This window comes from Psychrobacter sp. Pi2-1 (genome assembly GCF_904846645.1).
Taxonomy (GTDB): domain Bacteria; phylum Pseudomonadota; class Gammaproteobacteria; order Pseudomonadales; family Moraxellaceae; genus Psychrobacter.
In genome coordinates this window covers 1-26,337 of sequence record NZ_CAJHBO010000015.1, presented here as the reverse complement: position 1 = coordinate 26,337, position 26,337 = coordinate 1, and the positions used below count along the sequence as shown (strand labels likewise).

The 26,337-nt window shown below is 42.5% G+C and carries 24 protein-coding genes; 5 read left to right on the top strand and 19 right to left on the bottom strand.

The window, feature by feature from the left end:
- Positions 1-134 precede the first annotated feature (134 nt).
- The 6 genes from JMX91_RS09315 to JMX91_RS09290 all read right to left on the bottom strand — a co-directional run bounded on the left by JMX91_RS09315 (position 135) and on the right by JMX91_RS09290 (position 6,001).
- Positions 135-848 carry a YidB family protein gene (locus JMX91_RS09315; protein ID WP_201548768.1) on the bottom strand — a complete coding sequence of 238 codons (714 nt, stop codon included), beginning with the start codon at positions 846-848 and terminating at the stop codon, positions 135-137.
- Between the two features lie 241 nt (positions 849-1,089).
- Positions 1,090-1,548, bottom strand: coding sequence for a hypothetical protein (locus JMX91_RS09310; protein ID WP_201548767.1), 459 nt, complete (start codon positions 1,546-1,548; stop codon positions 1,090-1,092).
- Between the two features lie 56 nt (positions 1,549-1,604).
- Positions 1,605-1,886: a succinate dehydrogenase assembly factor 2 gene (locus tag JMX91_RS09305; protein WP_057761419.1), complete on the bottom strand. Its 282-nt coding sequence runs from the start codon at positions 1,884-1,886 to the stop codon at positions 1,605-1,607.
- A 126-nt stretch (positions 1,887-2,012) separates the two neighbouring features.
- Positions 2,013-2,906 carry a dihydropteroate synthase gene (gene folP, locus JMX91_RS09300; protein WP_201548766.1) on the bottom strand — a complete coding sequence of 298 codons (894 nt, stop codon included), beginning with the start codon at positions 2,904-2,906 and terminating at the stop codon, positions 2,013-2,015.
- Positions 2,907-3,071: 165 nt separating this feature from the next.
- A complete protein-coding gene (gene ftsH / locus JMX91_RS09295; RefSeq protein WP_320157588.1) occupies positions 3,072-4,967 on the bottom strand; it encodes an ATP-dependent zinc metalloprotease FtsH in 1,896 nt (631 codons plus the stop codon).
- A gap of 401 nt (positions 4,968-5,368) precedes the next feature.
- Positions 5,369-6,001, bottom strand: a complete 633-nt coding sequence (locus JMX91_RS09290) for an RlmE family RNA methyltransferase (protein WP_201548764.1) — start codon at positions 5,999-6,001, stop codon at positions 5,369-5,371.
- A 334-nt stretch (positions 6,002-6,335) separates the two neighbouring features.
- Between JMX91_RS09290 and JMX91_RS09285 the strand changes: the two genes are divergently transcribed.
- On the top strand, positions 6,336-6,647 hold the full coding sequence (locus JMX91_RS09285) for a YhbY family RNA-binding protein (RefSeq protein ID WP_057761426.1): 312 nt from the start codon (positions 6,336-6,338) through the stop codon (positions 6,645-6,647).
- 235 nt (positions 6,648-6,882) lie between these two features.
- Positions 6,883-7,656: a hypothetical protein gene (locus JMX91_RS09280; RefSeq protein ID WP_201548763.1), complete on the top strand. Its 774-nt coding sequence runs from the start codon at positions 6,883-6,885 to the stop codon at positions 7,654-7,656.
- Positions 7,657-7,811: 155 nt separating this feature from the next.
- On the opposite strand, the gene JMX91_RS09275 is transcribed toward JMX91_RS09280, so the two are convergent.
- Complete coding sequence (locus JMX91_RS09275; RefSeq protein ID WP_201548761.1) at positions 7,812-8,540, bottom strand: CHAP domain-containing protein; 729 nt, start codon at positions 8,538-8,540, stop codon at positions 7,812-7,814.
- 249 nt (positions 8,541-8,789) lie between these two features.
- Here JMX91_RS09275 and JMX91_RS09270 point away from each other — a divergent pair, with 249 nt between their 5' ends.
- The gene (locus JMX91_RS09270) at positions 8,790-9,305 is read left to right on the top strand and encodes a hypothetical protein (RefSeq protein ID WP_201548759.1); all 516 of its coding nucleotides are present in this window, start codon (positions 8,790-8,792) and stop codon (positions 9,303-9,305) included.
- Between the two features lie 298 nt (positions 9,306-9,603).
- On the opposite strand, the gene lpxC is transcribed toward JMX91_RS09270, so the two are convergent.
- The 12 genes from lpxC to JMX91_RS09210 form a co-directional block, all read right to left on the bottom strand.
- Entirely contained in the window at positions 9,604-10,521 is a 918-nt protein-coding gene (lpxC, locus tag JMX91_RS09265; protein ID WP_201548757.1) for a UDP-3-O-acyl-N-acetylglucosamine deacetylase, read from the bottom strand.
- Between the two features lie 324 nt (positions 10,522-10,845).
- Entirely contained in the window at positions 10,846-12,051 is a 1,206-nt protein-coding gene (ftsZ, locus tag JMX91_RS09260; protein WP_201548755.1) for a cell division protein FtsZ, read from the bottom strand.
- Between the two features lie 267 nt (positions 12,052-12,318).
- Positions 12,319-13,611: a cell division protein FtsA gene (gene ftsA / locus JMX91_RS09255; protein ID WP_057761435.1), complete on the bottom strand. Its 1,293-nt coding sequence runs from the start codon at positions 13,609-13,611 to the stop codon at positions 12,319-12,321.
- 164 nt (positions 13,612-13,775) lie between these two features.
- Entirely contained in the window at positions 13,776-14,564 is a 789-nt protein-coding gene (locus JMX91_RS09250; protein ID WP_201548753.1) for a cell division protein FtsQ/DivIB, read from the bottom strand.
- Positions 14,565-14,941: 377 nt separating this feature from the next.
- On the bottom strand, positions 14,942-15,934 hold the full coding sequence (locus tag JMX91_RS09245; protein WP_201548751.1) for a D-alanine--D-alanine ligase: 993 nt from the start codon (positions 15,932-15,934) through the stop codon (positions 14,942-14,944).
- A gap of 23 nt (positions 15,935-15,957) precedes the next feature.
- Complete coding sequence (gene murC, locus JMX91_RS09240) at positions 15,958-17,397, bottom strand: UDP-N-acetylmuramate--L-alanine ligase (protein WP_101205772.1); 1,440 nt, start codon at positions 17,395-17,397, stop codon at positions 15,958-15,960.
- 66 nt (positions 17,398-17,463) lie between these two features.
- Entirely contained in the window at positions 17,464-18,549 is a 1,086-nt protein-coding gene (gene murG / locus JMX91_RS09235) for an undecaprenyldiphospho-muramoylpentapeptide beta-N-acetylglucosaminyltransferase (RefSeq protein WP_201548749.1), read from the bottom strand.
- A gap of 296 nt (positions 18,550-18,845) precedes the next feature.
- Positions 18,846-19,817, bottom strand: a complete 972-nt coding sequence (gshB, locus tag JMX91_RS09230; protein ID WP_201548748.1) for a glutathione synthase — start codon at positions 19,815-19,817, stop codon at positions 18,846-18,848.
- Positions 19,818-19,882: 65 nt separating this feature from the next.
- Positions 19,883-20,584: an orotate phosphoribosyltransferase gene (gene pyrE / locus JMX91_RS09225; RefSeq protein ID WP_201548746.1), complete on the bottom strand. Its 702-nt coding sequence runs from the start codon at positions 20,582-20,584 to the stop codon at positions 19,883-19,885.
- Positions 20,585-20,646: 62 nt separating this feature from the next.
- Entirely contained in the window at positions 20,647-21,669 is a 1,023-nt protein-coding gene (locus tag JMX91_RS09220; protein ID WP_201548744.1) for a hypothetical protein, read from the bottom strand.
- Positions 21,670-21,756: 87 nt separating this feature from the next.
- The gene (locus JMX91_RS09215) at positions 21,757-22,596 is read right to left on the bottom strand and encodes an SDR family oxidoreductase (protein ID WP_201548742.1); all 840 of its coding nucleotides are present in this window, start codon (positions 22,594-22,596) and stop codon (positions 21,757-21,759) included.
- A 101-nt stretch (positions 22,597-22,697) separates the two neighbouring features.
- On the bottom strand, positions 22,698-24,854 hold the full coding sequence (locus tag JMX91_RS09210) for a DUF4105 domain-containing protein (protein WP_201548740.1): 2,157 nt from the start codon (positions 24,852-24,854) through the stop codon (positions 22,698-22,700).
- Between the two features lie 157 nt (positions 24,855-25,011).
- On the opposite strand from JMX91_RS09210, the gene ampD reads away from it, so the two are divergent.
- Together ampD and JMX91_RS09200 are read left to right on the top strand one after the other, a co-directional pair.
- On the top strand, positions 25,012-25,611 hold the full coding sequence (ampD, locus tag JMX91_RS09205) for a 1,6-anhydro-N-acetylmuramyl-L-alanine amidase AmpD (protein ID WP_227679354.1): 600 nt from the start codon (positions 25,012-25,014) through the stop codon (positions 25,609-25,611).
- A 36-nt stretch (positions 25,612-25,647) separates the two neighbouring features.
- Positions 25,648-26,166, top strand: coding sequence for a hypothetical protein (locus tag JMX91_RS09200; protein WP_201548738.1), 519 nt, complete (start codon positions 25,648-25,650; stop codon positions 26,164-26,166).
- Positions 26,167-26,337 lie beyond the last annotated feature (171 nt).

The window sequence follows — 26,337 nt, the reverse complement described above, 5'->3', positions numbered from 1 at the left end:
ACAGTCATACTCTTGTGATAGACATAAAAAAGAGCACGTTATATAACGTGCCCTTTGATCAATACTATCAATTATTTTAATCTACATGACTTTTAAGAATTCAGTTAGAAATTTTCAAACTCAAAGCTGTCAAATTATTTAAAATTACCAAGACGGCTAGATAGTTGGCTAATAATTTGATCTATCTCTTCATTGGCCTCAGACTCATTATCCAGATTGCCATTAGGCGTTAGCTGATTCATTACTTCAGGCAACAGCTCGGCGAGTCCTTGTCTTACCTCAGTTTCATTAGCACCAGTATGAGCGGCCACTTGCTGAATTTCGTTTTCGTCAAATAAGCGGTTGATTTCGTTTGGATCTAAATTATCGTTTGCTTCGTTATTACTCATCCAAGAGCGTGCTTGACCTTCATAGCCCATACCAGTGATCTTAGACAATGCTCCACTCAAACCACCATTACGTTTGATCCAGCTAAGTACCATAGGCATTAATGCGGCAACGAGCATACCTTTACCACCAAACCCACTATTAGTTCGCTGACCACCTAGTACACTACCTAAAATATCACCTAGTCCGCCAGCACCTGAACTCATACCGCCGCGCTGACTGGCTCCTGCTAGGCCACCAATGATGTCATCTAAGCCAAAACCATTATCTGCTTGACGGCTATTTTGTTGAGGGCTATAACCACCTACCTGACTGCCACCGCCTAATACACTACCTAAAATATCACCTAGTCCGCCAGTCTGCCGCGTTTCAGTACGTTGGTTAACTGGATTGCGCTGAGCGTCTTCTGGATTCATTGCACTGCGCGCAATTTGGCTCACTAAATTCCCTAATAAGCTCATTATCTATTCCTCTTTTTATCGTATTGTTTAGTACAAAAATACTGCTCAAACTTATGAAACCTCATATCTGCATATATGTTCTTTAATAACGGGACAGCAGAATTACGAGTTTTATTTTCTATTTTTAATATAACAGATTTTAATATAACAAACCTCTTTGTCCTTTAAGATAGCTATTTTGTTATGACGTGTAGAGATTTTTCATCGCAAAAGGCAAAGTCTAAGACCAGTAGATAACCAGTTATCTAGCATTACCCTTAATGGTATTGGCTAAAATATTTAACCGTCGCCATTGCTCGTGATTTACTTGATCGCGAAATATAGTAGTCGAAAACGTTCTTTGATAAGGTTCAACAATATTGAATTCGACACTCATTGCCCACTGATAGCGATTGATATCGATCAATTCTGCTTGCCATAACTCATCGCCGCGGCCCGTTCGCATCAGTAATTGCCATTCTTTATCAATACGCTGACTGAGCGATGGCTGACTAATATGTAATAGAATTGGTCTCGATATCATCAGATAGCTTGCGACTGCTGCCGAGACTATTAAGATTAGTAAATACTGCCACAAAGTCAAAGATGCAAACCATGCCAATATCGTCATAACGCCAGTCAAGCCTACATATAGCAGCGCGCGTAAATAACTGGCAGGCTTGACAGCTGTATCAATACGTAGCGAGGTTACTGGCGTCATATAAGCGTACCATGCATGGGAAACGTTAGATATTGTACTGACCCGTTCCTTAAGACCTAAACCAAGTCTTTGGTGTGGCGCCATGTTTTTATCTTATTGACCAACGCCCAGATATCGTCCTCTTCTGGACGATTTTGATTGGTAAAGTAATCAAGCAAGTCTGGGTCTTCATGAGTGAGCATTTCTGCAAATGTTGCTTGTTCAGTAGCATCGGCTGTCAGATATAGCTCTTTAACATAAGGATCAATATAAAAATCCAATTCTTTTAATCCGCGGCGAGCTTGATAAATGATACGGCGCTGTTCGTTGGTTGGTTCTGGCTGAGTGGTACTTGTCATAGGTTTACTCTTATTAATTGAGATAGCTTTGTGGGTTTAGATAGTTTAAAAATAGATGTTAAGCATAGCGTATAGAATATTTATAGTCTTGAAATCTCACTATGCATTCGGACATGTAGAATGAGTTTAACAACGATATGCTGACAGTTGACTCCATAAGGCCACTGCTTGCTGCATCATCGCTACATTATGTGTACGAATGATACTTGCGCCTTGCTGTAAGGCCAATAGCCCCGCTGCGGTTCCTGCCGAATCACGCTCTACCGCTTGCGTCGTACTTACGAATTGCACCCCACTTTTGGTCAATATTTCTGCTAAAAAACGCTTGCGAGAAATGCCAAACATTATCGGCAGCCCTAATGTTTTCAAGCTACTCAGCTGGCTTAATAATGCGCAGTGATGCTCATAGTTCTTAGCAAAACCAAAACCTGGGTCGATAATAATATTGCTTCGTTTGACGCCGATGCTAACTACTTCGTTAATACGGTCAATCAGCTCTGTACGCACTTCATCGATCACATCGTCATATTGCGCCAAATTATTCATTGTCGTTGGCTCACCGCGCATATGCATTAGCATAACAGGTATATTAAGCTTAGCCGCCAGCTCTGCCGCACCCGTACGTTTCAGTGCTCGTACATCGTTCCAAATGTCAGCACCTTCATTAAATGCTGCCTGCATGACTTCAGGACTGCTAGTATCAATCGATAACCAAATAGCATCACCACAATGCTGACGAATGGCTCGAACCACCGGCACAACTCTTTGCATCTCCTCATCAGTTGTCACAGCTTGCGCATTTGGACGAGTAGATTCACCACCGATATCAATAATAGTAGCGCCTTCATTTATCATCTGCTGACAATGAGCGACAGCTTTATCTACTGCGTTAAACTGTCCACCGTCTGAAAATGAATCTGGCGTTACGTTCAAGATACCCATGATATGCGGCTGCGACAAATCTAAGGTTTTATCACGGCTAGATACTTGGTAGTTGGATAAAGGTTGGAATAATGACATGAATAATCCATCACAAGTAAAGTTTATAATGCAGCTTTAGTTATTGTTATCTACGCTTATGATACCAGTAAATCTTATAGGGTTCTAAACCCTTCATAAATTGATGACAATAAAAAAAGCCCTCTATCATAAAGGGCTTTTTATCAAATATGGATACACTAGCACTTACATCGCTGGTAATGGCGGCGGAGTAGCACCAGTTGTTTTAACATCATTTTTCGACAATTTTAATTCGTTATGCTGGTAAACTCTTGGTGGACGTGGTTCTTCACCTGCTAGGATATCTTGCAGTTGGTCACGATCAATAGTTTCCCAGTTCATGAGTGCATCAACCATCGCATGCATTTTTTCTTGGTTGGCTTCAATCAATTCACGAGCGATATCATACTGCTCTTCTAGCATACGACGCACTTCTTCATCGACCTTCTGCTGCGTGGCTTCTGAAATCGTACGTCCACCACCGCCGAAATATCCTTGTGAATTGTCGTCATCTTCGTACACCATGATACCAAGTGCATCAGACATACCGTACTTCGTGACCATCGCACGTGCCATTTTAGTAGCACGTTCAAAGTCGTTCGAAGCACCCGTCGACATTTGATTAATAAACACTTCTTCAGCAATACGACCACCGAACAAAATAGCAATGTCGCTCAGCATTTTCGACTTATACATACTGGTCTGATCATGCTCAGGTAACTGCCAAGTCACACCAAGGGCAAAGCCACGCGGCATAATAGTGACCTTATGCACCGGATCTGTACCTGGCAATAGCTCAGCTACCAACGCATGACCCGCTTCATGATACGCAGTTGCACGGCGCTCTTCTTCGCGGATTACCATGGATTTGCGTTCAGGACCCATATATAGCTTGTCTTTCGCATCTTCAAAGTCATTCATATCGACGCTGGTCTTGTTACGACGCGCGGCAAACAATGCAGCTTCGTTTACAAGGTTGGCAAGCTGTGCACCACTGAACCCAGGAGTACCACGAGCAAGAGAACTGGCATCTACACTTATCGTGTTTGGCAGCTTTTTCAAATGGACTTTTAGGATTTGTTCACGGCCTTTGATATCCGGCAAGCCTACTTGCACCTGACGGTCAAAACGACCTGGACGCAATAATGCTTTATCAAGCACATCAGCACGGTTAGTTGCGGCAATAACGATAACGCCTTCATTGCCTTCAAAACCATCCATCTCAACCAATAATTGGTTCAATGTCTGCTCGCGCTCATCGTTACCGCCGCCCATACCAGAGCCACGATGACGACCGACTGCATCAATCTCATCAATAAAGATGATACAAGGAGCGCTTTTCTTCGCCTGTTCAAACATATCACGGACACGTGATGCACCAACACCGACGAACATCTCAACAAAATCAGAACCTGAAATTGAGAAGAACGGCACTTTAGCTTCACCAGCAATAGCTCTTGCTAACAACGTTTTACCTGTACCTGGAGGACCTACCATCAAGATACCACGAGGAATCGTTGCACCCAACTTGGTAAATTTGTCTGGATCACGTAAGAACTCAACCACTTCAACGACTTCTTCTTTGGCTTCTTCACAACCAGCCACATCTTCGAAGTTAACGTTGATTTGATCTTCGGTCAGCATCTTCGCTTTCGATTTACCAAAGCTCATTGGGCCGCCGCCTTTACCGCCAGCGCCGCCCTGCATATTACGCATAAAGAATAAGAACAGACCAATAATCAATAGAATTGGGAAGCTGGCTATCAGTAGTTGCATTAGTACGCTTTGGCGCTTTGGTGCCGTTCCTTGAACTTCGACTTGGTTCTCACGTAGCATTGGCATGAGCTGGTCATCTGACACAGCTGGTCTAATGGTCTCAAAAGATGAACCATTTTTCTTTTCGCCGGTGATCTGTTCGCCGTCGATCTCGACACTGGCTACTTGGTTTTCTGACACTGCGGTCACAAACTCAGAGTAGTTAAGGTTATCCGGCTCAGAAGATTGATCAAAGCCGCTAAACACCAGCACCAAAACGCCGATTACCACCAGCCACAATAAGGTATTTTTTACCATGTCGCTCACTAGTTATTCCCATCCCTTACTTATTGGTGTGTTTATTAAACACGTGACATCTATAAACGTATTGCTCATTTTTAACGAATATCCCGATAATAAAAAGCTGCTAAATTAAACTTATATGATTTATAGGTAGCATAAAAATTGTTTTTATAAATAATCAGTATGAGATAAACATAGATATACGATCATTGAGCTTGTAAAACGCTTATTATCAGACGACTTTGCCTAAAACATATGCTAAAAACAAAGGTAATATACCATGATATGTGGTGCTAACCCGTATAATTCAAGCAGGTTGCACGATTATTCAGTTAACGATTGTAGCGATTTTCACACTATGATAATAATAGTTTATGGTGATTCATTATCTCGCTTACAATAGCAGCAACTCATTGATGTTAAAACTATTTAATCGCTATCCAAAACATCTCTTTTGAGCGTGGTCGTGACGCACCTGGCTTTATACTACGAATCTTACTAAAATCCTGCTGCATCTGCTTGCGTAATTCTTGTGTGCCTTCACCTTGAAACACTTTCATAATAAGTGCGCCACCTTCTGGTAAGGTTGCAAGCGCGAAGTCCACTGCCAGCTCGCATAAGTACATCATACGCGGCTGATCGATAGCGCTATTTCCCGCCGTATTGGGTGCCATATCAGACAATACCACGTCGACTTGTCTGTCGCCTACTTCTGCCATAATGGCGTCGAACACTTCAGCTTCACGAAAATCACCCTGAATAAAGGTAACATCAGGCAAAGCATCCATCGCCAGAATATCAGAGGCAATCAAGATACCATTATCACCGACCAATTGTCCCGCTACTTGAGACCAACTGCCAGGGGCACTACCCAAGTCTACAACCGTCATGCCTTTTTTAATCAGGTTGGTTTTTTCGTTAATCTCTAATAATTTATAAGCGGCACGGGCACGGTAGCCATCTTTCTGAGCTTTTTGCACATAATGATCGTCAATATGTTCTTTCATCCAAGCACTGCTGCTCTTTGATAGTTTTTTGTTTTCGATACGCGTGGCCAAAATACCTGCTCCTATTGCTTTACTAAATCTAGCTGCTTTAATTGCTCTATCACTTACAAACTGATATTAATCCGTTGCGGATTATTCTAAATACGGTGTTAATCAAATTTTTTATTCATGGTTGGTTGCAAACTGACCAAATTCTATTGGTTAAATAACTGTTTTATAAGGCAGTAGCGTTTATAATGTACCAAATACTCAGTTTAACATTTTCGTCACGTAAAATCGTGCAAAATCCTGCTGATCTTATGCAAGATGGTCACAGATTATCTATAATGATCAATAACTGTTTTTGACAATACCATTTTTATTTTTACCAACACTTAGGAATTCTATGCAACTCGATAACGCTACCATCAAACGTCTAAAGGGCATCGGTCACGAGCTAAAGCCTATCGTTATGATCGGCAACAAGGGTATTACTCCAACCATTACTGAAGAAATCGATCGCGCGCTAACAGATCATGAGCTTATCAAAGTGAAATTGCCTGCTGGCACGAAAGAAGAGCGTGACATCGTTGGCGCTGAACTTGCTAAAGCGGCTAATGCGTCTTTGGTTCACTCTATTGGTCGTATGGCATTATTACTACGCAAAAACCCAAATGCTAACCCAAAACTGTCTAACCTAGCACGTCACGCACAGTAATATGTCATGATAGACTGGTATTAAGCGACTGGGTTTTATGTTCACTTATATCATAGCTAAACGATAATCAAATACAAAGGCCGCGACGCTTCTTGCTCGCGGCTTTTATGTTTTCTGATAGTCTCGGTTATACTTACCGTATAGTCTTAGTGTCCTTTAGTATTAGTGCTCTTAGCCAGTATGATTTCTCTTGTCACTATCACCTCTTTATTATTACCATCGAGATGTACTTATAATGAACCAATCTTTTAACCTCTCTATAGCCACCGAGACGATAGCGAAAGACGCTCAGCAATTAGGCGTGTCTATAGAAGATCTTGAGAATATCTCTATCGAAGTAAGTACAGAGATCATCCAACAGCCAGCTTTGCAATTAATGCTGACCTATCAAGTGACTCTGCCTAGCCAAATTCTAGCAAACCAACTCAATTGGCGAACATGGCAACAAACTCAAGTAAATTTCACTGATTACCTATGGGAAGAGACGTGCCTTGAATGTTTTATTGCTGGCAGCAAGATTGCAGGCTGTAAGAATGATGACGAAGATATCGTAGCAATTCACCATCCAGAACCTCACAAGATACCACTTCAGCAAACAACTGCTTATATAGAGATTAATGCGAGTCCTGATGGTCGTTATGCACTTTATCAATTTGAGAGCTATCGTAACCCTGCGGCACTACCGCCAGTACCGTTGTATGAAACTGATGGAACCACACGCGCATCTGTTGGTTGGAACAACCATAAGGATTTGACAGCCTTATCAGTAGCAAGCCTACTATCTAGCACTTCAACGGTAGTGCAGACACCTGCTCATTATGAGCGCAGCTTTAGCCTACCTATAACGCAGCTACCGAATCAACAATACGCTATTGCAAACATGAAGATTGAACAAATACATCCTTGTGTCATCTTATGGTTTGGCAAAACTGACTTATATTTTGCCTCGGGCCATGCATCCCCGCCTGATTTTCACAATCGCGACTATTGGCCAAAGTTTGAGCTTTGATTTGGTTGTATGAGCTGTACTCATTTAAATACAGCTATTCTTAGATATAATTATTTAAAGCACAAAAAAAACCCAGTAATGTCATAAAGAGCATTACTGAGTTTGGAGAAAACTTTAGTCTTATTTAACTGATGCTTACTTCATTTAACCGATGTTTATTTGTCAGCCATCGCAAGGTAGATACCACGATCTGATGCATCATCAACATACTGCGAATCACGCCATGTCGTATAGCTGTATGTACCGCTATAAGGGCTAATGCTGTTTTGACGGAAGTCAGATACCCAGTCATTGCCATCAAAAATCTGAATATGACCATGTGGACGGCTTGACGTGCGGTTATAGACAACGACATCACCAACTTGTGGTGCCATGTCGTTACTGATCTTGGTAAAGCCGGCTTGGGCTAGCGTGCCACGAGAGGCGTACTGATAAGCTGAAGGGTTAGGCGTAAACTCATAACCTGCTGACTGTAATGCCTTACGCACATAGCGAGCACAGTAGCCAGAGCTTCTAGATAGAGCGACACGAGAGGCATTTGCTGCTGCAATAGCAGGAGCAGAGTTGCGGTCAGGTACACGGCTGGCTTGCTGCTGACGCTGCTCGTAAGACAAACGACTGGTCAGTGAAGCCAGTTGATATTCTTTTTGCTTAGCATGAGCGCTTAGATTGTCAATTGCTTGACTGATCTCATCGTTGCTATATACATGTGCACCACTGTTAGTGCTATAGATGTTGCGACTAGAACCATAGTTCGCAGAAGTAGAAATATTTGTGATGGTATGACTCAAGGTATTATTTGGTTGAAAGGTTATTTCGGCAGCACCACTCGTCTGTGCGATACCCATTCCCAATACTGACAAAATTAATAAAGCTTGTTTCATAAATTTACTACCTATTGTTAATACAAGTCTGCTCGTCATCCGTAACGAAGCATCAATTAATTTAGAGGATATAATCATCAAATAGACGTGATAAAATCCCTATTACAACGGTTCATTCTTTTCAAATAGTGACTAGTGCCAGTAGTACCTCCCACCTAGTCAACTATCTTATAAGCCATCTGCTATATATTGCTTTTAGCATGTCTGTTATGAGTATCGAGTTTGTCACCTATTAGATGAGTACTTACGATGTCAAAAAAACAACCTAATCGGCTTGCCCAGCTTATAGATCATCAAGCATTTGCTGGTAGCGCGCTACCTCAAACCCTTGCTAACAACATGCGACTATATATAGAAGCAACCAACGAGATAAAAGAGCTATTGGTAGACTGTCTACCTGAGGAAATCCTCAATACCTGTTGGGTTGTAGGCTTAACACCTGAGCAGTTGATATTGAGTGTTAGCTCAATGACAGCAGCAAATCATATTCGCTATTTACATAGCTCGTATTTGCAAATACTAACGGAGCAGTCAATTACATTTAAACAACTCAAGCAAATTCGCGTCGTTGTGGCTAAAAGCTCTGCCGATAATTATTCATCTAAACAATCATTAACATCATCACTGCACTTGCCAAATTCTCGTAAAGCCAATGAAAATCAGGCGCTTAGCCAGAACACAAAACGGACTATATCACAGGCCGCAGAGCATGTCACCACTGATGAAAATCTCAAAAAAGCCCTTTTGAGTTTGATTAATCATTAAAAATACCGACTATTAAATGTAAAGTTATGTAAATAAGAGCAGGTGATGGCATCGATAAAGATGGATTTTTGTAATGTATTAGATAAAAAAAATCCTTCGTTAGTTACATCCAGATTATGGATATAGCTAACGAAGGACTTAAAAATCATCTACAGCTTTTGTATTATATGCCTTAACGGAAAATTCGTATATTCATATAGACAATATATTCATAATATAAAATATTATATAAATGTAATTATGAGCCTACTATGTAATATTGCGTAAATGTTTCGATACTTCCTGTATATTCCTGTATTTATCCTTCAATAGCTAAGTCACTAAGCGGTAAATACTCGATAGGACAGGTTACATTGTCATCAAAAGTTACAATTTCAAAGTTATCTTCGTCAGACAGTATTTCACGTACTAATAAATTATTTAGAGCATGACCAGACTTATAGGCATTAAAACGACCTAAAATTGGGTAGCCAATCAGATGCAAATCTCCCAAAGCATCTAAAATTTTATGACGGACAAACTCATCATTAAAACGTAAGCCTTCTGCATTAAGTATGTTGGCATCATCGATAACGATAGCATTTTCCATACTGCCACCTAATGCTAGATTATTTTGACGTAGCGCCTCTATATCACGTAAAAATCCAAAAGTACGTGCAGTGCTTAATTGTTCGATGAAATTCTGTGTAGAGAACTGCAACTGTGCATGCTGAAAGTTCTTATCAAACGCAGGATGATCAAAGTCAATTTCAAAATTTAATTCATACCCTTCATAAGGACGTAGCTCTGCCCATTTATCTTCTAGTTTTACTCGTACAGGACGTATAATTTTAATAAATTTCTTGGCCGCTTCTTGCTCACAAAATCCTGCATCTAGTAAGAGCGCAACAAAAGGCGCAGCGCTACCATCCATAATTGGTATCTCTGAAGCAGAGACCCGAACTAACAGATTGTCTACTCCTAGACCAGCGATGGCACTGAGCAGATGCTCAACCGTGCCCACTCGCGTACCACCAAACACTAAGTTCGATGACATCATCGTGTCTTGTACTAAAAACGCACTCGCTGGGATTGGTTGACTACCTTCTATGTCAGAGCGCTCGAAAACAATACCAGTGTCAATCGGCTGTGGATGAAACTCCAAGTCAACAGGCTGACCACTATGTAGACCAGTACCCGTAACGGCTATTGCTGTTTTTATGGTTCTTTGGTTCATGGTTGTCTTCTCACATATTTTGTTACAATTGACATAGTGTACCATTACCGAGCCCTTATTCGCTATATATAAAAAGCGCTAATTTTCTTATCTCCTTGATTGATAACACTTATCGTTAGTATCCTATTGCTGATTTTTACTTTATATGATCTATCTAATGCTATAAAAAAGTGAGACTCACATAATTTTCGACAGTCATATACATATAGATTACATAGAAAACTGTCATGGTTTTTCTCATAGAAAATGGTTCATCTTTCTTCAAACACAAAAAAGCCAGCATTAAAACGCTGGCTTTTTCTTACTCACAGTAAATTAGAAGTACTATTTATTCTGTTGACGCTTTAAATAGTCTTGGATACTGTTAGTTTTAGTCTTAGGCTGCTCTTGAGGTGCGCTTGCGCTAGGACGTACAACGCTATCTTGATACTGCTGAGCTTGCGAATGCTTCTGACTGTTTAAAGCGCTGGTATGCACGTTAGGATCAACAGGTTGCGTACTATTGACAGAAGGTACTGGCTGCTCGACGACTTCTGGCTCTTGACCTGCGTTTTCATCTAACGTTAAGCCAGTTGCGATAACGGTCACATGTAAGTCATCGCCCATTTTTTCGTCAATCACTGAACCGTAGAAAATATGAGCGTCATCAATATCAGTAATTTCTTCGACTATTGCACTGATTTTGCTCATTTCATCTAGTGACAATGACTCTGAAGAAATAACGTTAACCAGTAGACCTTTTGCATTTTCTAAACGCAAATCATCAAGTAGTGGTGATCTGATGGCTTTTTCAGTCGCTTGACGCGCACGATCATCACCGCTGGCACGGCCAATACCCATCATCGCATGACCTTTCGCAGTCATCGCCGTACGGATATCGTTAAAGTCAATATTGATCATACCTTCGCTAGCGATGGTTTCCGCAATACCTTGCACAGCATGAAGCAATACATCGTCTGCTTTTTTGAAAGCATCTTGCATAGAGATGTTGCCGTATACACTCATTAACTTATCATTCGGAATCGTGATAATTGAGTCGACAAAGTTAGTCAGCTGCTCAATACCTGCTTTAGCAGCTTTGATACGCTTACCACCTTCGAATTTGAATGGCGTGGTCACAACCGCAACTGTTAGTACTTCCATTTCTTTTGCAATACGAGCAACAACTGGTGCTGCGCCTGTACCAGTACCGCCGCCCATACCAGCAGTGATAAATACCATATCTGAGTGCTCAAGCAATGCGCGAATCGCTTCTTCTTCGCTCTCTGCTGCTTCACGACCCACTTCTGGATTTGCGCCTGCCCCTAGACCACGGTTCGTTTTTGCACCCAGTTGTAGTTTATGCGGTGCAGTAAGACGATCTAGCGCTTGTTTATCTGTATTGGCACAAACGAACGTTACACCTCTGATGCCTTGCTGTACCATATGTTCAACTGCATTACCGCCGCCGCCACCAACACCGAATACAGTGAAGCTTGCTTGGCCATTGTTTTGAAGCTGATTATCATCTGGCATGGTGTATTTTGACATAAAAAAGATTCTCCAGTTGCAGATAGCGTGTAAGTCGATACATAGTAACGCACTCATGTGGCGCGCTATCGACATACTATATATAAATGTATTTAAATAAAACAGGGTATGGCTAAAATCGATCAGTATAGACAATAATATGTCATTATCACTTAATACTTTATTTTTAAAACTAATTTATTCGCAATATTGCTCTATTTTTTTTGCTTAACTAACTTAGAGACATTCCATAATGTATGGATGCTCTAGATATGAGGTTAAACGAATCTATAGTATTTTCTTTAAAACATTTGCAAACCGTTGACCCGCACTCCGAAATACGCCTGATACTCGATTGTTTTGAATCGCTTCAGGTTCACTTTTTTCACTACGGCGGAATTGCTCGCTCTGACTATATAACAATGTGCCAAAAGCCGTCTGATAAGCACGGTCATTCACTTGACTATTTAATAGCTTAAACGACTCATCATTATCAAAATGATTATAAGCACTGATAGCAGGATGAGTATTGGTCAGTACGACAGGCATTTTTAGTAGCTTTTTGGCAAAGGGTATCATACCTTTAATCGTACTACCGCCGCCAGTCAACACAATCCCTTTATCGATATAGCCTATCAAACCTGCTTCGTGTAATTGACGCGCTACTTCAGTAAATATCTGAACGTAACGAGCTTCAATAATACGTGCCAAGTTATAGATACCAATATTGATTTCGTCACCCGAGCCTTGAGGCTTGAATAAAAAGAAGGCGCTTGGATCGACACTATTAACATCAGCTGTACCATGAGACTTCTTCAGTTTTTCAGCTTCAATCATGGAAATACCAAAATCAGCTGAAATATCCATTGTCACTTCATGACTGCCTGTTGCTATACAGTGTGTAAAAATCAACTTATTCTCTTTATACACACAAATGCTGGTCGTACTAGCACCGATATCTACTAAGCAAACGCCTTGCTGGCGTTCCTCAGTCATCAAACTATACTCAGCACTGGTCACTGCATCAAAAACAATATGATCAATGCCGACGTCACAACTTTGCAATAGTTTTTGGATATTCTGACGGCTGGCAACAGGCATCATCATCATGTGGTACATCACGGTGATATTGTGTGCCATCATTTCGATGACATCATCCACCATAAAGTCTTGCTCATCGACATAAATACCTTGCTGACAGCAATGCATCAAATAATAGTCAGATGATAAATCACGCGACTTTGCATTGGCCAATGCTTGTACCATGTCTTTGGCGCGTACGACTTCATCTTCTACTTTGACCTCTCCAGCACTGTTTTTGCTAGATAGCTCAGGGGTCGCAAGGGTTAACCAAACACTATGCACACGGCAGTTAGCGGTGTCTTCTGCTTCTTGGATAGCTTGCTTAATAGCACCTTGCAGACGTTCACGATGCTTTATTTGACCTTGATAAAAATCGCTGTTTTTAACTTGTCCTACGCCCAAAATACGAATGTCTTTTGCCGAGACAACATTGCCTATGACGACATATACTGCCGTGGCACTTAGATGGACAACAACCAGATTTTCATTATTTTTCATGGTACCAGACAAATTATCGCTAAATAGTAGAGCAAGTGATGCTCTTCTATTAAATCATTAAAAAAAGCGTTACTAATACGCTATGATGTTGTACATATTTTCTTCAAACTAAATAAACCATATTAGCTCACATCGATTATTCATAGATGTAGTGCTTACTTAGGCTATTCTGTTTCAGCACTCTGTGTTACGTTCCAAGCAATGGTAAAGCCATTTTTGTATCGTAAATCTACAGACTGCATGTCATCTCGACGCATACTTAACTGATTGCCAAGCAACTGGCTTAAATTCAGTAGTTTTTGCGCCGTATTCTCATTGTCTACAATCACACGTAATCCATTGTCAAAGCGGATTAGCCAAGTCATTCTCGGTGACAGAATGATATCTTCGACCTGCATGCCAAGCGGTGCATACCAATCATTAACTTGCTGCATTTGTTGCATAATAACTGGTGCTTGAGACATCTCACCCTGTAAGGTCGCAAAACGCTCTTGTGTTAAATCTCTACTATCAGCAGGAACAAACACAGCCCCTTTTGCATCGACCAAACGTTCTGTACCAAAATTAGCAACTGCTTGCTTGGGTAATGCGTTGACGACGATGCCACGTTGCCAATCACGAGAGATACTCACTTGGTCTACCCAAGCTAAACCCATCGTAATGTCGCGCAATGCCTGCAAATCAGAAGTAAAAAAGCTACTTACTTGTTGTTGTTCCATTACACCTTGTAATGAGCGATACTGAGCAGCAGACAAACCTTGATTACTAACATAAATATTTGCTGGCGGTGCATCACGTAACGCTTTGCCGCCCATCATTAATATTAGCATTAGCAGACCTAAGACCAGTACCATAAATAGGTACTTTACCGTTGCCGGTATTTGGATCTTAGATTTTGGGCGACCGGCTTTATCACTCATCAAGTCAGTTACCTCGTTGACAGTTTGAGCCATAACGACCTTTGTCCCTATATTTGCATAAAACTGATCATGCTATTTATTGATATAAATCTGCGTATTTTTGGCAGAAGCTTATTAAGTCGATATGTTATCAAATTTTATTAAAAATATAGCTTATATACAGTGATTACGTTGATTTAAACGTAACATTTTTCTTAAATTATGAATAAGTTATCAGTTGTATTCAAAAAACAACATAAACATCACCGAAATAGACTTATTCTTACAATATTAACGTATTTTATGGTTAAACAATAGCCAAACACCAACTAGCAGCAGCGAATTTACACAAGTTTACATGAAGCTGTGGTATAGCAGCTCTAGTGACACAAAGAGTCGCCACTATCTGCTCAATTTAGTTGATTTGATAGCTATAGCGTCTGCGCTAAAATATGCCAGCATAGCGCGTCAAAATCTAGTCCGCGAGCTTTAGCCGCCATCGGAACCAAGCTGTGACTGGTCATACCTGGTACAGTATTGATTTCAAGCAACCAAAAATTGCCTGCTTCGTCTTGCATGGCATCGATACGTCCCCAGCCTTTTGCATCTACTGCACGAAATGCCGCAAGGCTTAAATCTTGCAAGTGCTTTTCATCAGTAGCGCTCAACCCACAGGGGATGTAGTAACTGGTATCGTTGCGATTGTACTTGGCTTCAAAATCATAGAAGTTAGTAATGTCGGCAGGCTCAAGACGAATAACTGGATAAGCTTCGTCATCGATAATCACAATCGTAAATTCACGACCTGTAATCCAACGTTCAGCCATCACTGCATCACCACATTCCACCGCAGTTGCATAAGCGGCAGGCAATTCATCAAGATGATTAACCTTGGTCATGCCAATGCTTGAACCTTCATGAACTGGCTTAATGATAAGTGGCAGACCTAGCATGTTAACCACTTGCTGCCAGTCAGTATCAGCCGTCAATAATGAAAATGGTGCAGTTGAAAGGCCGCAACCTTGCCACAATTGCTTGGTACGTACTTTGTCCATACCTAGTGCAGAAGCTAGAATCCCTGAACCAGTTTGCGGTATATCAAACCACTGTAATACGCCTTGCAGCAAACCATCTTCGCCGCCACGACCATGCAACACATTAAATACGCGGTCATATTTGCGTAGCTCAGTGATGTCTTGGTGCTTTGGATCAAAATGAGTGGCATCAACGCCTTGGTTTTGGAGCGCTTGCAATACTGCCGCACCACTGTCCAAAGACACGCTGCGCTCATTGCTACTGCCACCATAAATAACGGCTACTTTGCCAAACTGACTGGCATCTTTTGCATGAGTCGTCGTGTTTACAGATGTATCATTGGTAGCTGCATTTTGAGTGCTATTATTGTCTTTATTATCAGTTGTCATGAGGATCGTCCCTAAATTTTAGCTTACTTAATATAAAGGTTATTGGCAGCCAAATCGATAGCAATCTGCCCGACATTACCAGCGCCTTGGGTAATCAGCATATCGTTGGCTTTTAACAAACGCTGCATAACAGGGGCTAGATTGTCTTTATCAATAATAGTCGGTTCAACTTCACCGCGCAAACGGATACTGCGCGCTAATGACTTGGTATCAGCGCCCGTAATCGGACTCTCCCCTGCTGAATAAACATCTAATAGTAATAGCTCATCAACACTTGATAGCACTTCTACAAAATCATCGTAGCAATCACGGGTACGGCTGTAACGATGCGGCTGAAATAGCATCACTAAACGACGATCAGGGAAGCTTTGACGAGCAGCTTTAATGGTCGCATCGACTTCTTTTGGATGATGACCATAATCATCAATCAGTAAGACATTACCATCATCGATATCGACAGAAGCGTGCTGCTCAAAACGACGACCCACGCCTTCAAATTTTTGCAAGGCGCGCTCAATCGCTGCATCATCTACGCCTTCATCGGTCGCCATCGTAATAGCAGCAAGCGCGTTATAGACATTATGTGTACCAGGAATGTTCAACGTCAAGCGTAATGGTTCACGGTCACGGCGCAATACGGTAAAGTGAGTCTTAGTTCCTTCTGTCACTAAGTCTACAGCTTGTACATCATTGAACGGCTCAAGACCAAACGTCAATACTGGACGACCGATATCATCGATCATTGCATACAACTCAGGGTCATCACCGCAGACCACTGCCAAACCGTAAAACGGCATGTTTTGTAGAAACTGGATATAAGCGGCTTTTAATTTATCAAAGCTGTTTTCGTAGGTTTCCATATGGTCTTGGTCGATGTTGGTCACAATCGCGGCCATCGGATGCAATGACAAGAACGATGCATCAGACTCATCAGCTTCTGCTACCAAGAAACGGCTGCTACCCAATGCTGCATTTTTGCCTGACGCATTTAACTTACCGCCGATAACATAGGTAGGATCTAGCTGTCCTTCTGCCATCATTGTGGTGAGCAAACTGGTCGTTGTCGTTTTGCCATGTGCTCCAGCAACTGCGATACCATGACGATAGCGCATTAACTCACCAAGCATATCAGCACGGCGTACTACTGGCAGACGAGCTTCAAGTGCTGCTTTTACCTCAGGGTTGCTACGATCAATCGCTGACGAGACAACGATAACGTCAGCATTAGCAATGTTTTTAGAGTCATGGCCAATCGATATCTCGATGCCAATCTGTTGTAGACGCTTAGTCACTAGACTTTCTGCGATGTCAGAACCACTGACCTGATAGCCTTGATTATTCATCACTTCAGCGATACCGCACATGCCTGAGCCACCAATACCGATGAAATGCAAATGCTGAATGCGGCGCATTTCTGGTATTTCAATCAAACGCTTAGGTAGAGCTTTCGCAGAGGTAGGCATAAGGATCTCTCTTTATTAAAGGTCAATAAAACTTAGTAAATTCAAATAAGGGGTATAGAGGACAGACTATAGTGCTTGCCAAATGATATCAGCAACTTGCTTACTCGCACTACGGTTGGCCAATGCATGGCCTTTTTTCGCCATCGCTAAGCACTTCTCTCGGTTGAGTGCGCCAAGCTCATCACTTAGACTTTTGGCAGTTAGCTCTGACTGCGGTAATAGAATTGCAGCATCATGCGAGGTCAACGTGCGTGCATTAGCCGTCTGATGGTCATCCACTGCATGCGGTAGCGGTACAAAAATAGCGGCGATGCCGACGTTTTGAATTTCAGTCACGGTCAATGCACCTGCGCGGCAAACGATGATGTCTGCCCAGTTATAAGCTGCAGCCATATCATCAATAAAAGGCTGTACAGTAAACTGATGGTTGTTTAGGTCTTGTGCGCTATAAGCCGCTTGTGTGGCTGCTTCATTATTGCGTCCGCACTGGTGTAAGACTTCAAACGGCTGATCTAGTAATGCTAATGCTTTTGGTACCGTATCATTTAATACCTGAGCACCAAGTGAACCGCCGACTACCAACAGTTTAAGCGGTGAACTGTCATTTACATCGTAGCGTACCTTTGGCTCTGCGACACCAGTGATGGCGTTACGCACAGGATTGCCTACTGTCTCAAGCTTGGCATCTTGCTGACTATTGGCAAAGGTATTCTCGAACGCTTGTAATGTCTTGGTCGACAGTTTAGATAAGTAGCGGTTGCTCATGCCAGCGATGGCATTTTGCTCATGGATAATCAACGGGGTATTAGTCATACGTGCAGCGATACCGCCGGGTGCAGTGACATAACCACCGAATCCAACGACCACATCAATCTGATTACTACGAATCACTTTTATGGCAGCCATCGTCGCGGATAGCAGAGTCATTGGGAGCTTTAATAGTCGACCAACGCCTTTGCCACGAAGCCCTTGCATATTAATAGCATGAAAGGGATAACCTGTTGGCTCAACCAAACCGTTTTCCATACCATTTGGCGTTCCCAACCAATGAATCACCGCACCGCGTTGGGTCAGCTCGTCGCTCACTGCAAGCGCTGGAAAAACATGCCCGCCCGTACCAGCTGCCATCATCAATATATGCGGTGTTTTCATGAACGCCTGCCTATCTTTACTTTATTTATATGAAGGGTTTATCTCACTGCGGCGGTAACAATTATGAAAAATAATGACCTAGCCAAAGCCCGCATAGTATAGAGGAAATTATTGTCTTATATACAGTACTTTATGCAGCAAAAATAACAAAAATCCAAGCCATGATCGGTCATAGCTTGGCGTCGTGTAATACTAATAAACGGTAAGAAAAATAAATGACTAACAATACCTCAAAATATGTGTTTTACGTAGTCAAAATATTCTTAAACTCAAAACGTTCCTGAACATAGCGAAAGCTACGCCGTAAATTTATTCTCAATCGCCATGATAAAGTCGGTTGCGATATCTGTACCACATTGGTCATCAATCTCACGTACGCACGTTGGGCTAGTAACGTTAATCTCAGTGATACGCCCACCAATTAAGTCTAGACCAACGAACATTAGACCTTTTTCTTTAACGATTGGCGCCACAACTTCTGCTACTTGGCGTTCGATATCAGTCAATGGCATGGCAACACCGTTACCACCAGCTGCTAGATTCCCGCGGGTCTCGCCTTTGGTTGGAATACGAGCCAAACTATAATCTACCACGACACCATCGACGATCAACACGCGTTTGTCGCCTTCTTTAATCTCCGGCAAATAACGCTGCGCCATGATGGGCAAAGTCTCAAGCTCAGTCAGTATCTCTAACGTCACTCCGATGTTTGGGCTATCAGCGGTTAAACGGAAGATGCCAGTGCCGCCCATACCATCTAGTGGCTTGACGATGACGTCCTGTTGTTCAGCGATGAACTTACGAATATGTGCTTGTTTGCTGGTCACAATCGTTGGGCTCATATAATCACTGAACCACGTCGCAAACAACTTCTCATTGCAGTCGCGAATCGCTTGTGGATCATTGACCACGAGCAAGCCTGCTGCTTTGGCATGGTCAAGCATATAAGTAGCATAAATAAAGCGCATATCGAACGGTGGATCTTTGCGCATCAAAATTACGTCATAGTCGCCGACTGGCCCTGTGCTTTTATCACCCAACGTATAGAAATCTGCAGGATCACGCTTTACCGTCAATGGCTGCGTATCGACCATCAACTGACCACGGTCCAACCACAAGTCATGAATCTGACAATAACCAAGCTGATGGCCACGGTCTTGAGCGGCCCACATCATAGCGAGACTGGTGTCTTTTTTATAATTGACCCGCTCGATAGGATCCATAATAACGAGTATTTTTAGCGATTTTTCTTGTTTTTTTTGGCTCATGATAAGACTCACTTACGTTATATTGTTGATATGAAACAAACTTATTAAATAACATTCGTGCCCAACTATACGCCGTACTGCTCACGATAGTGTTGCATTTTGGCTAACTGGGTCGCGTCTTTATATTGACTATTTTCATCGGCCAAATAACTGATCAAATCATCGATATCGACCAATGCACGTACAGGTACTTCTAGTGTCGCGGCAAGCTCTTGAATAGCAGAATGCTCGGCTTGACCTTTTTCTTTACGATCGAGTGCAACGATAATACCAGCAACACTTGCGCCTGCTTGCTCTAAAATCTCCACTACTTCGCGCATGGCTGTACCTGCTGTAATGACATCGTCAAGCACCCAAACGGCCTTGCCAGTTACATCAGCACCTACCAAATTGCCGCCTTCGCCGTGAGTTTTAGCCTCTTTACGGTTATAACCCCATTTGGCATTAATACCATGATGTAGCCATAACGCTTGCGCTGTCGCTGCGACAAAAGGAATACCTTTGTAAGCCGCACCAAAAATGACCAGCTCCTGCTCATTCTCGCCATTATTTGCACTCATTTGTTCAGCTAAGGCATCTGCATAACCACGTGCTAGCAGTGACAACATCTCACCAGTTGCAAGCAAGCCTGCATTAAAAAAGTACGGACTGATACGACCAGACTTTAGGACAAACTCACCGAATTTGAGCACTTGGTTGTCTAGAGCCAGTTGAATAAATTGATGAGATGAAAATGTAGGGTCTTGAGGGCGTGTTACATGAGACATTATGACATTCCTATCAGCAAAAAGAGGGGGCAAAAAATTTGCATTATTGTACGCATTATTGATCAGCTTGACCAACCATTGATCTCATAATCCTGCATATTGGCATAGCGAGTCAGCAAACCACTACGCGACGAGATATTAAAATAGCTCTGTCCATCTGCTCGGACCTGTATCTCCCAGCCCAAATGATAAGCGGCAACAATAATATGACCAGCAAATAGTCGAATCTGACGATATGCGTGGCGCTGCGATGGCTCACAAACGATCTGACTGAGCAAATAGCTACGCACATGCTGACATATGTCTGCTGCGCTATAACTATGGTTGATACTTTTACGGCTACTACACTGCTTTAGCGCATGGACAGCTACACTACATGCCATGATATCCGTGGCCAAACTACCCTCGCCTGTCTCAAACTGCTGCGGTTGTAATATCACTTGCCAATCGTCGGCATACAGACTGTTAAGTAGCTCATCAGGATTATAGCGTTTGGTCAATGCGCGCATAGATAATGCAGGCTTCTCAGCCTTGCTGTCATTATCTGAATCGTTGTTTGACTCAACCCCTGTAGCGCTATCAGTAGGCAAAAACCCATAACGGTTCAGTTTTGGATAAGCGCGAATCGCCTGTTGAATATCTGACATATCTAACAACGTCATATCCGATAATGTCGATATTAGTGGCTGCTCACTATGATTTTGATAAAAGCTATCCGGTAATTCAATAAGCTGTGCTGCATTCAGCAATGATAAATGCTCAGCCAGTGCCTCTGAAGCAATCAGCGACCATTTCGATAAGCTGTCTGCATTGGGCTGATAGAACCGCGTAGAGTTACCATAAAGCCTGCGCAGTTGACCATTTAGGCGACGAGCAGGCTCAGGTATATCACTTAATGGTCTGGCAGGGTCAAGAGGAGATTGTTTGGGATCAAAGTTAGGATGTACGATCGCAGGTTGCTGCGAATCAGCTAATATAGACGATTGCTCAGCCTTTTTTCGGACATTACCTTCTGCCAGCTGCCCACCCTCTGTTGCCAGATTAGCATGAGACAAACGGTCATCAGAAGTAGAAGGCTGGGACATGAAATCTCCGTAGATTATAAAATATAAAATAAGTAAGAACGATTACATCAAGGGCTATTTTACTCTTTAGGGCTTAACTCTAAAGGCTTACTCTTGATGGTTTAAAATATCTCGGTAGCCTGTCTGCCAATCAGCATAATCAAGCCAAGCTAACGGAATGTTGCTGTGCAAGCGTTTTCCTGTCACTGAGGTTTTTGTATTATCAATAGTAGGAGGTGTCTCGCCAACCTGCTCACTAAGCCAAACCCCTAGCTCAAATGTAGTAATAGGTCGATAGTCCGTCGCTAGATAGACAGGTTTTGGTGTTTCTATGGTCAACACTTTGGCAATGATATTGACCAAGTCGCGATCCATAATACGGTTGCTCCAATGCTCAGCTGGCACTGGATCTTTATTTGGCTCACGAGCCTTGCGTAGTCGCATTAAGCGCTCACGTCCATAGATACCACTAGGACGGATGACCACTGCTTTATCACCGAAGCCTTGTTGCAGCGCTTGTTCTGCTTGCAATATTACCTTCGAGGCTTCACGCGCAGGCGTAACAGGTGCAGTATGCTCATCAATCCACTCACCATTGTCCTGACCATAGACACCAGTAGAAGAAATGAATACCACACGCTCAAGTTTAATAAGCTGCGGAGCAAGCTTTGCCAAATGCTGACTAATCGCTAGATAACTATTGTGATAACCGCTGGTTGAATACTCGTCAGGGGTGACGATAATCGCAATATGAGTAAATGCTTGTAGCTGCTCAGTCGTCAAAGTCAATGCATCAGCCTGCAAAAAATCTGCACTATCCATCAAATCATAATGGTGGCGCTCACTACGAGCAAGCCCAGTCACACAATAGCCATCTTGGGCAAGTTTGTTGGTCACTGGCAGGCCGATATCACCTTGTCCGATAATTAGTAAATTTTGCGTACTCATAAAGCATCTTTTCCTTTATACAACTTCCTTTATACAACCATTCCAGCGCTTAGAAGCCATTTTGTTCAAATTAATACCTAAACCAATGTCTAAATCAGTGCCTAAAAGTATCGTCTGTACGATAGCTGTATATCATCATTGGCATCGATACGTTCTTGCCATTCGTAATTAGCATTGATACGTAGTGCTTGTTTTTTATCAATGTCGTATTGCAGCCCTAAACTTGAGATTGGTTGCCAATAGTGACCACGGACGTTGGTTTCATCGCTGCTGCCATGATACCAATATGGCAATTGCAATTCAGCTTGTGCGCGTAACTGATTGTTAATCTGATAACGGCAGCCTGCATTGATACCTGCGCCTAGACGAAAGCCTTTATTGACACCGCGTCCTACTTGCCCCGTACCTGCCAAAAAGGTATAGCACAGTTGCGGCGGCATCTCACCAGTACCTGCGGCTGGTGTACCAAATGCCCATGACCAGCCTTTTTCGTAACTCACGCTACCGACCAGATGATCCGTACCTGCCTCTTGCGATCCATCGTTTACTCGCGTCGCCTCGATACTGGCGCCCCACGTTTTGCCTTTTTTGCCGGCATTGATAGGATTAAAAGAGCGTCCACGAATCAAAGTCGCATTTTGCAAGACCACACTGTCTGGCTGGTTGGGCTTATTATCATCTGTGTCATACAATCGTAATGTCGCAGCCAGCCCTTCTAAGTTGAAAAACTGTGGATACCCTGAGGCGTGGTCAAGCGTATCATGAAACCCCGCTCGAAACCCAATATCCATATAGTCATCGTCGCCACGCTGCCCTATACCTATCGTGCCCAATTGTAGCGGATGCCTGTCTATCGGATTATTATCCGATACGTCGATTTGACGCTTGAGTAGTGTTTGCCCATCGGCTGACATGCTCGATACAAGGTTAAGCTGCGCAGACTTGATCTCATTCACGGTTTGTTTGGCACTATTGTGATAGCCCAACTGCGCGCGCTGTTGTTTTTTCTCATTGAGCTGAGATTGACGTAAGGTATTATCAGCAGGCGTATAAATCGTACTTGCCAGCAACTGCTCATCATTTAATAGTTGAATCACATCAGAAGGCACGACTGCGTAAGACAATTGGCTCAGTAGGTTTTGCTGCGGACGGACCACATCAATAAGACGCAGAATCTCAGAAGCACAATTGTCCGTGGTGAAATAATACGGCATTTTCAATGCTTTGGTTTCCCAAACGTGGCGCATAATCTGCTGAACTTCCGCTGGCGTCAGACTCAACTGATATGTCCACGTATCACGTTCATCATCTTGCAGGTATTTCGCTAGCATCTCTGGATATGGGTCAATTTCGATAGCGCTGTTGTAGCTACCAATCATTGACTTGGTAGCATAGACTGGAAAACTGTCGTTTGGATCACCGTCTACCGTATAGTTCAGCGCATAAGCCTTATCAATTTGGTTTGGATCTGCTACGCTCGATTTTGAATCAATGCGCAATAACGTATGACCAAAGGCAGAGAGTGGGTTGTCCAAATATTCCTCAGCAAACACAATAGATAACTGCTCAGGCGCCAATGTCGACATCCAGTCATCCAGCTCTGGACACTCATTTGTCAGACTCGCATCATCGATAGCTAACTTTTCTTTTAGCCATGCTACTCGTGCTGGGAAACGGCACAGAACGGAATTATTATTGGCTTGAGTTTTTATATGAATGTTTGCTTGGTTATTACCAGTTGTCTGCGATGTGAATTCTTTTGCCAGTGCGACTAGTGTCGCGTCTAATTCTGCGGCTGAATCCTGCTGACCGTTATCACTCAAAAAAAAGCGTGGATCATCGACCAGACTCTCCGTTTTCTTTTTAGATAAAATGCTGCTTTGATCATCGTAAAAATACAATAAGCGTCGCCATGTTGTATGCTGTGCTAGATTGTCAGTTTTTGCCTGTCGACGCCATGTTGCCAGTAACTGCTCTGTCGCCATATCTGACCCAGACGCAGTATTATTTTGAGTATTGTTTCCAGTATTACTGAGAGTAGATGTCTCAATGCGAACAGCATCTTCAGCGTCACTAGGTGACGTACTATCTGATAATTCAGATGAGAGCGCTCCTTCGGTGACCAATAAAGGCGTCGGTAAAAATGCCTGCGTGTTTGCAGAAAACAATAGCGCCGCTATCGCCAATGGCAGTCGCGCTCGCTGACCAATGGTTATTAGAGTATAAGTTCCAGACGTAGACATCGGTTTTATAGACATGAGGCAGGCTCTCACACGTTATTATTTATACGCTATTCGCGCTGTGAAGGTTTATTCTGCTAGAGACTCAAATGATATAAGCAAGCTGCGACCATCTAACTACTTTGATAGACTTTCTATCACAACATCACCAATACTGTTATAAAAAGAGAGCTTTATGCCCGATTCATTATTATCTACATTGCCAATGACAATCACAGATGGTTTGCTGTCAGCCGCTACTTGGCTGGCCTCACCAAACTACAATATCAGGCCAAAAGGTCTAAGTATTGATGCCATCATTATTCATAATATTAGCCTACCACCCAATGAGTTTGGTGCGTGCGACTCTAGCGGCACGCATTATGTAAAAGCATTATTCACTAATCAATTAGATTGGGATGCGCACCCTTATTTTCAGGCAATCAAAGGCGCAGAAGTGTCAGCGCATTTGTTTATCGAGCGTGATGGCGCTATCACGCAATTTGTCAATTTTAACGAACGCGCTTGGCACGCTGGACGCTCTAGCTACTTAGGCCGACCTGAATGTAATGATTATAGCATTGGCATTGAGCTTGAAGGGTCAGATTTTGTGTCCTTCACTTCTGCTCAATATGAGAAGCTCGCAGCGGTAATTGCGGCCATTTATAAAGCCTATCCTAAAACGCAGCGACATTTGACAGGGCACAGTGATATTGCGCCAGGGCGTAAGACGGATCCTGGTGATTATTTTGAATGGGCAAGGTTGCGGGAGAGTATCTCGAACCTATCAAAGTAGGAAGTGGTCTAATATGAATTACTGTATGGAGAATTTATGACTTGGATTGAGGTAGCTGACTCAGCAGTGAAGATTGGTTTGGGTGCGCTTATAACAGGTATTATTGCTTTTGTTTTGTCTACAATTCAGCATCGTAATGATCGAAAGAAAGCTAAAGTTGCGCGCGAGTTTGAAATGCTAAAAGAAGTTGCAGGAAAAGTAGAGACTTTCAATAGAGTCTCTTTGAGATACTGGGCAAATATTACCGATTGGAGAGCTAGATCTTTACTAAGCGGAATTTATACTAAACCTGAAAAACTAATAGACTCGCAGAATGCTTTATACGATAGTTTTAGTGAGTTAACCGAAGCAGAGTCACTATTGTTACTGTTTGGCTATGAAGAGGCCTCAATCTCATTGAGGCTATATGGTGAAACAGTTATAGCTTTTAAAAAGAGAGTAGATTCTACAGATTTGCGTTTTGATGCCGATGATGCGGCTAACTACAGAGAATCTATGATTAATAAGCGGGCCGAACTATTTAAGATACTGAATAATATCTATAAAAAGATTTAGTGACTTTTCACCTTGAGCAAAAATAAAGATAATGTATTTCGGCTTTGAGACCATCCCGAATTCTGTGTAACTGCCATTTAGATTAAATGCTTACTGATACGGTCATCAAACATAATCATAAAACGATTCAGAGCAGACGTCCAGTTACGGATTGGCATCGACCACTTTTTG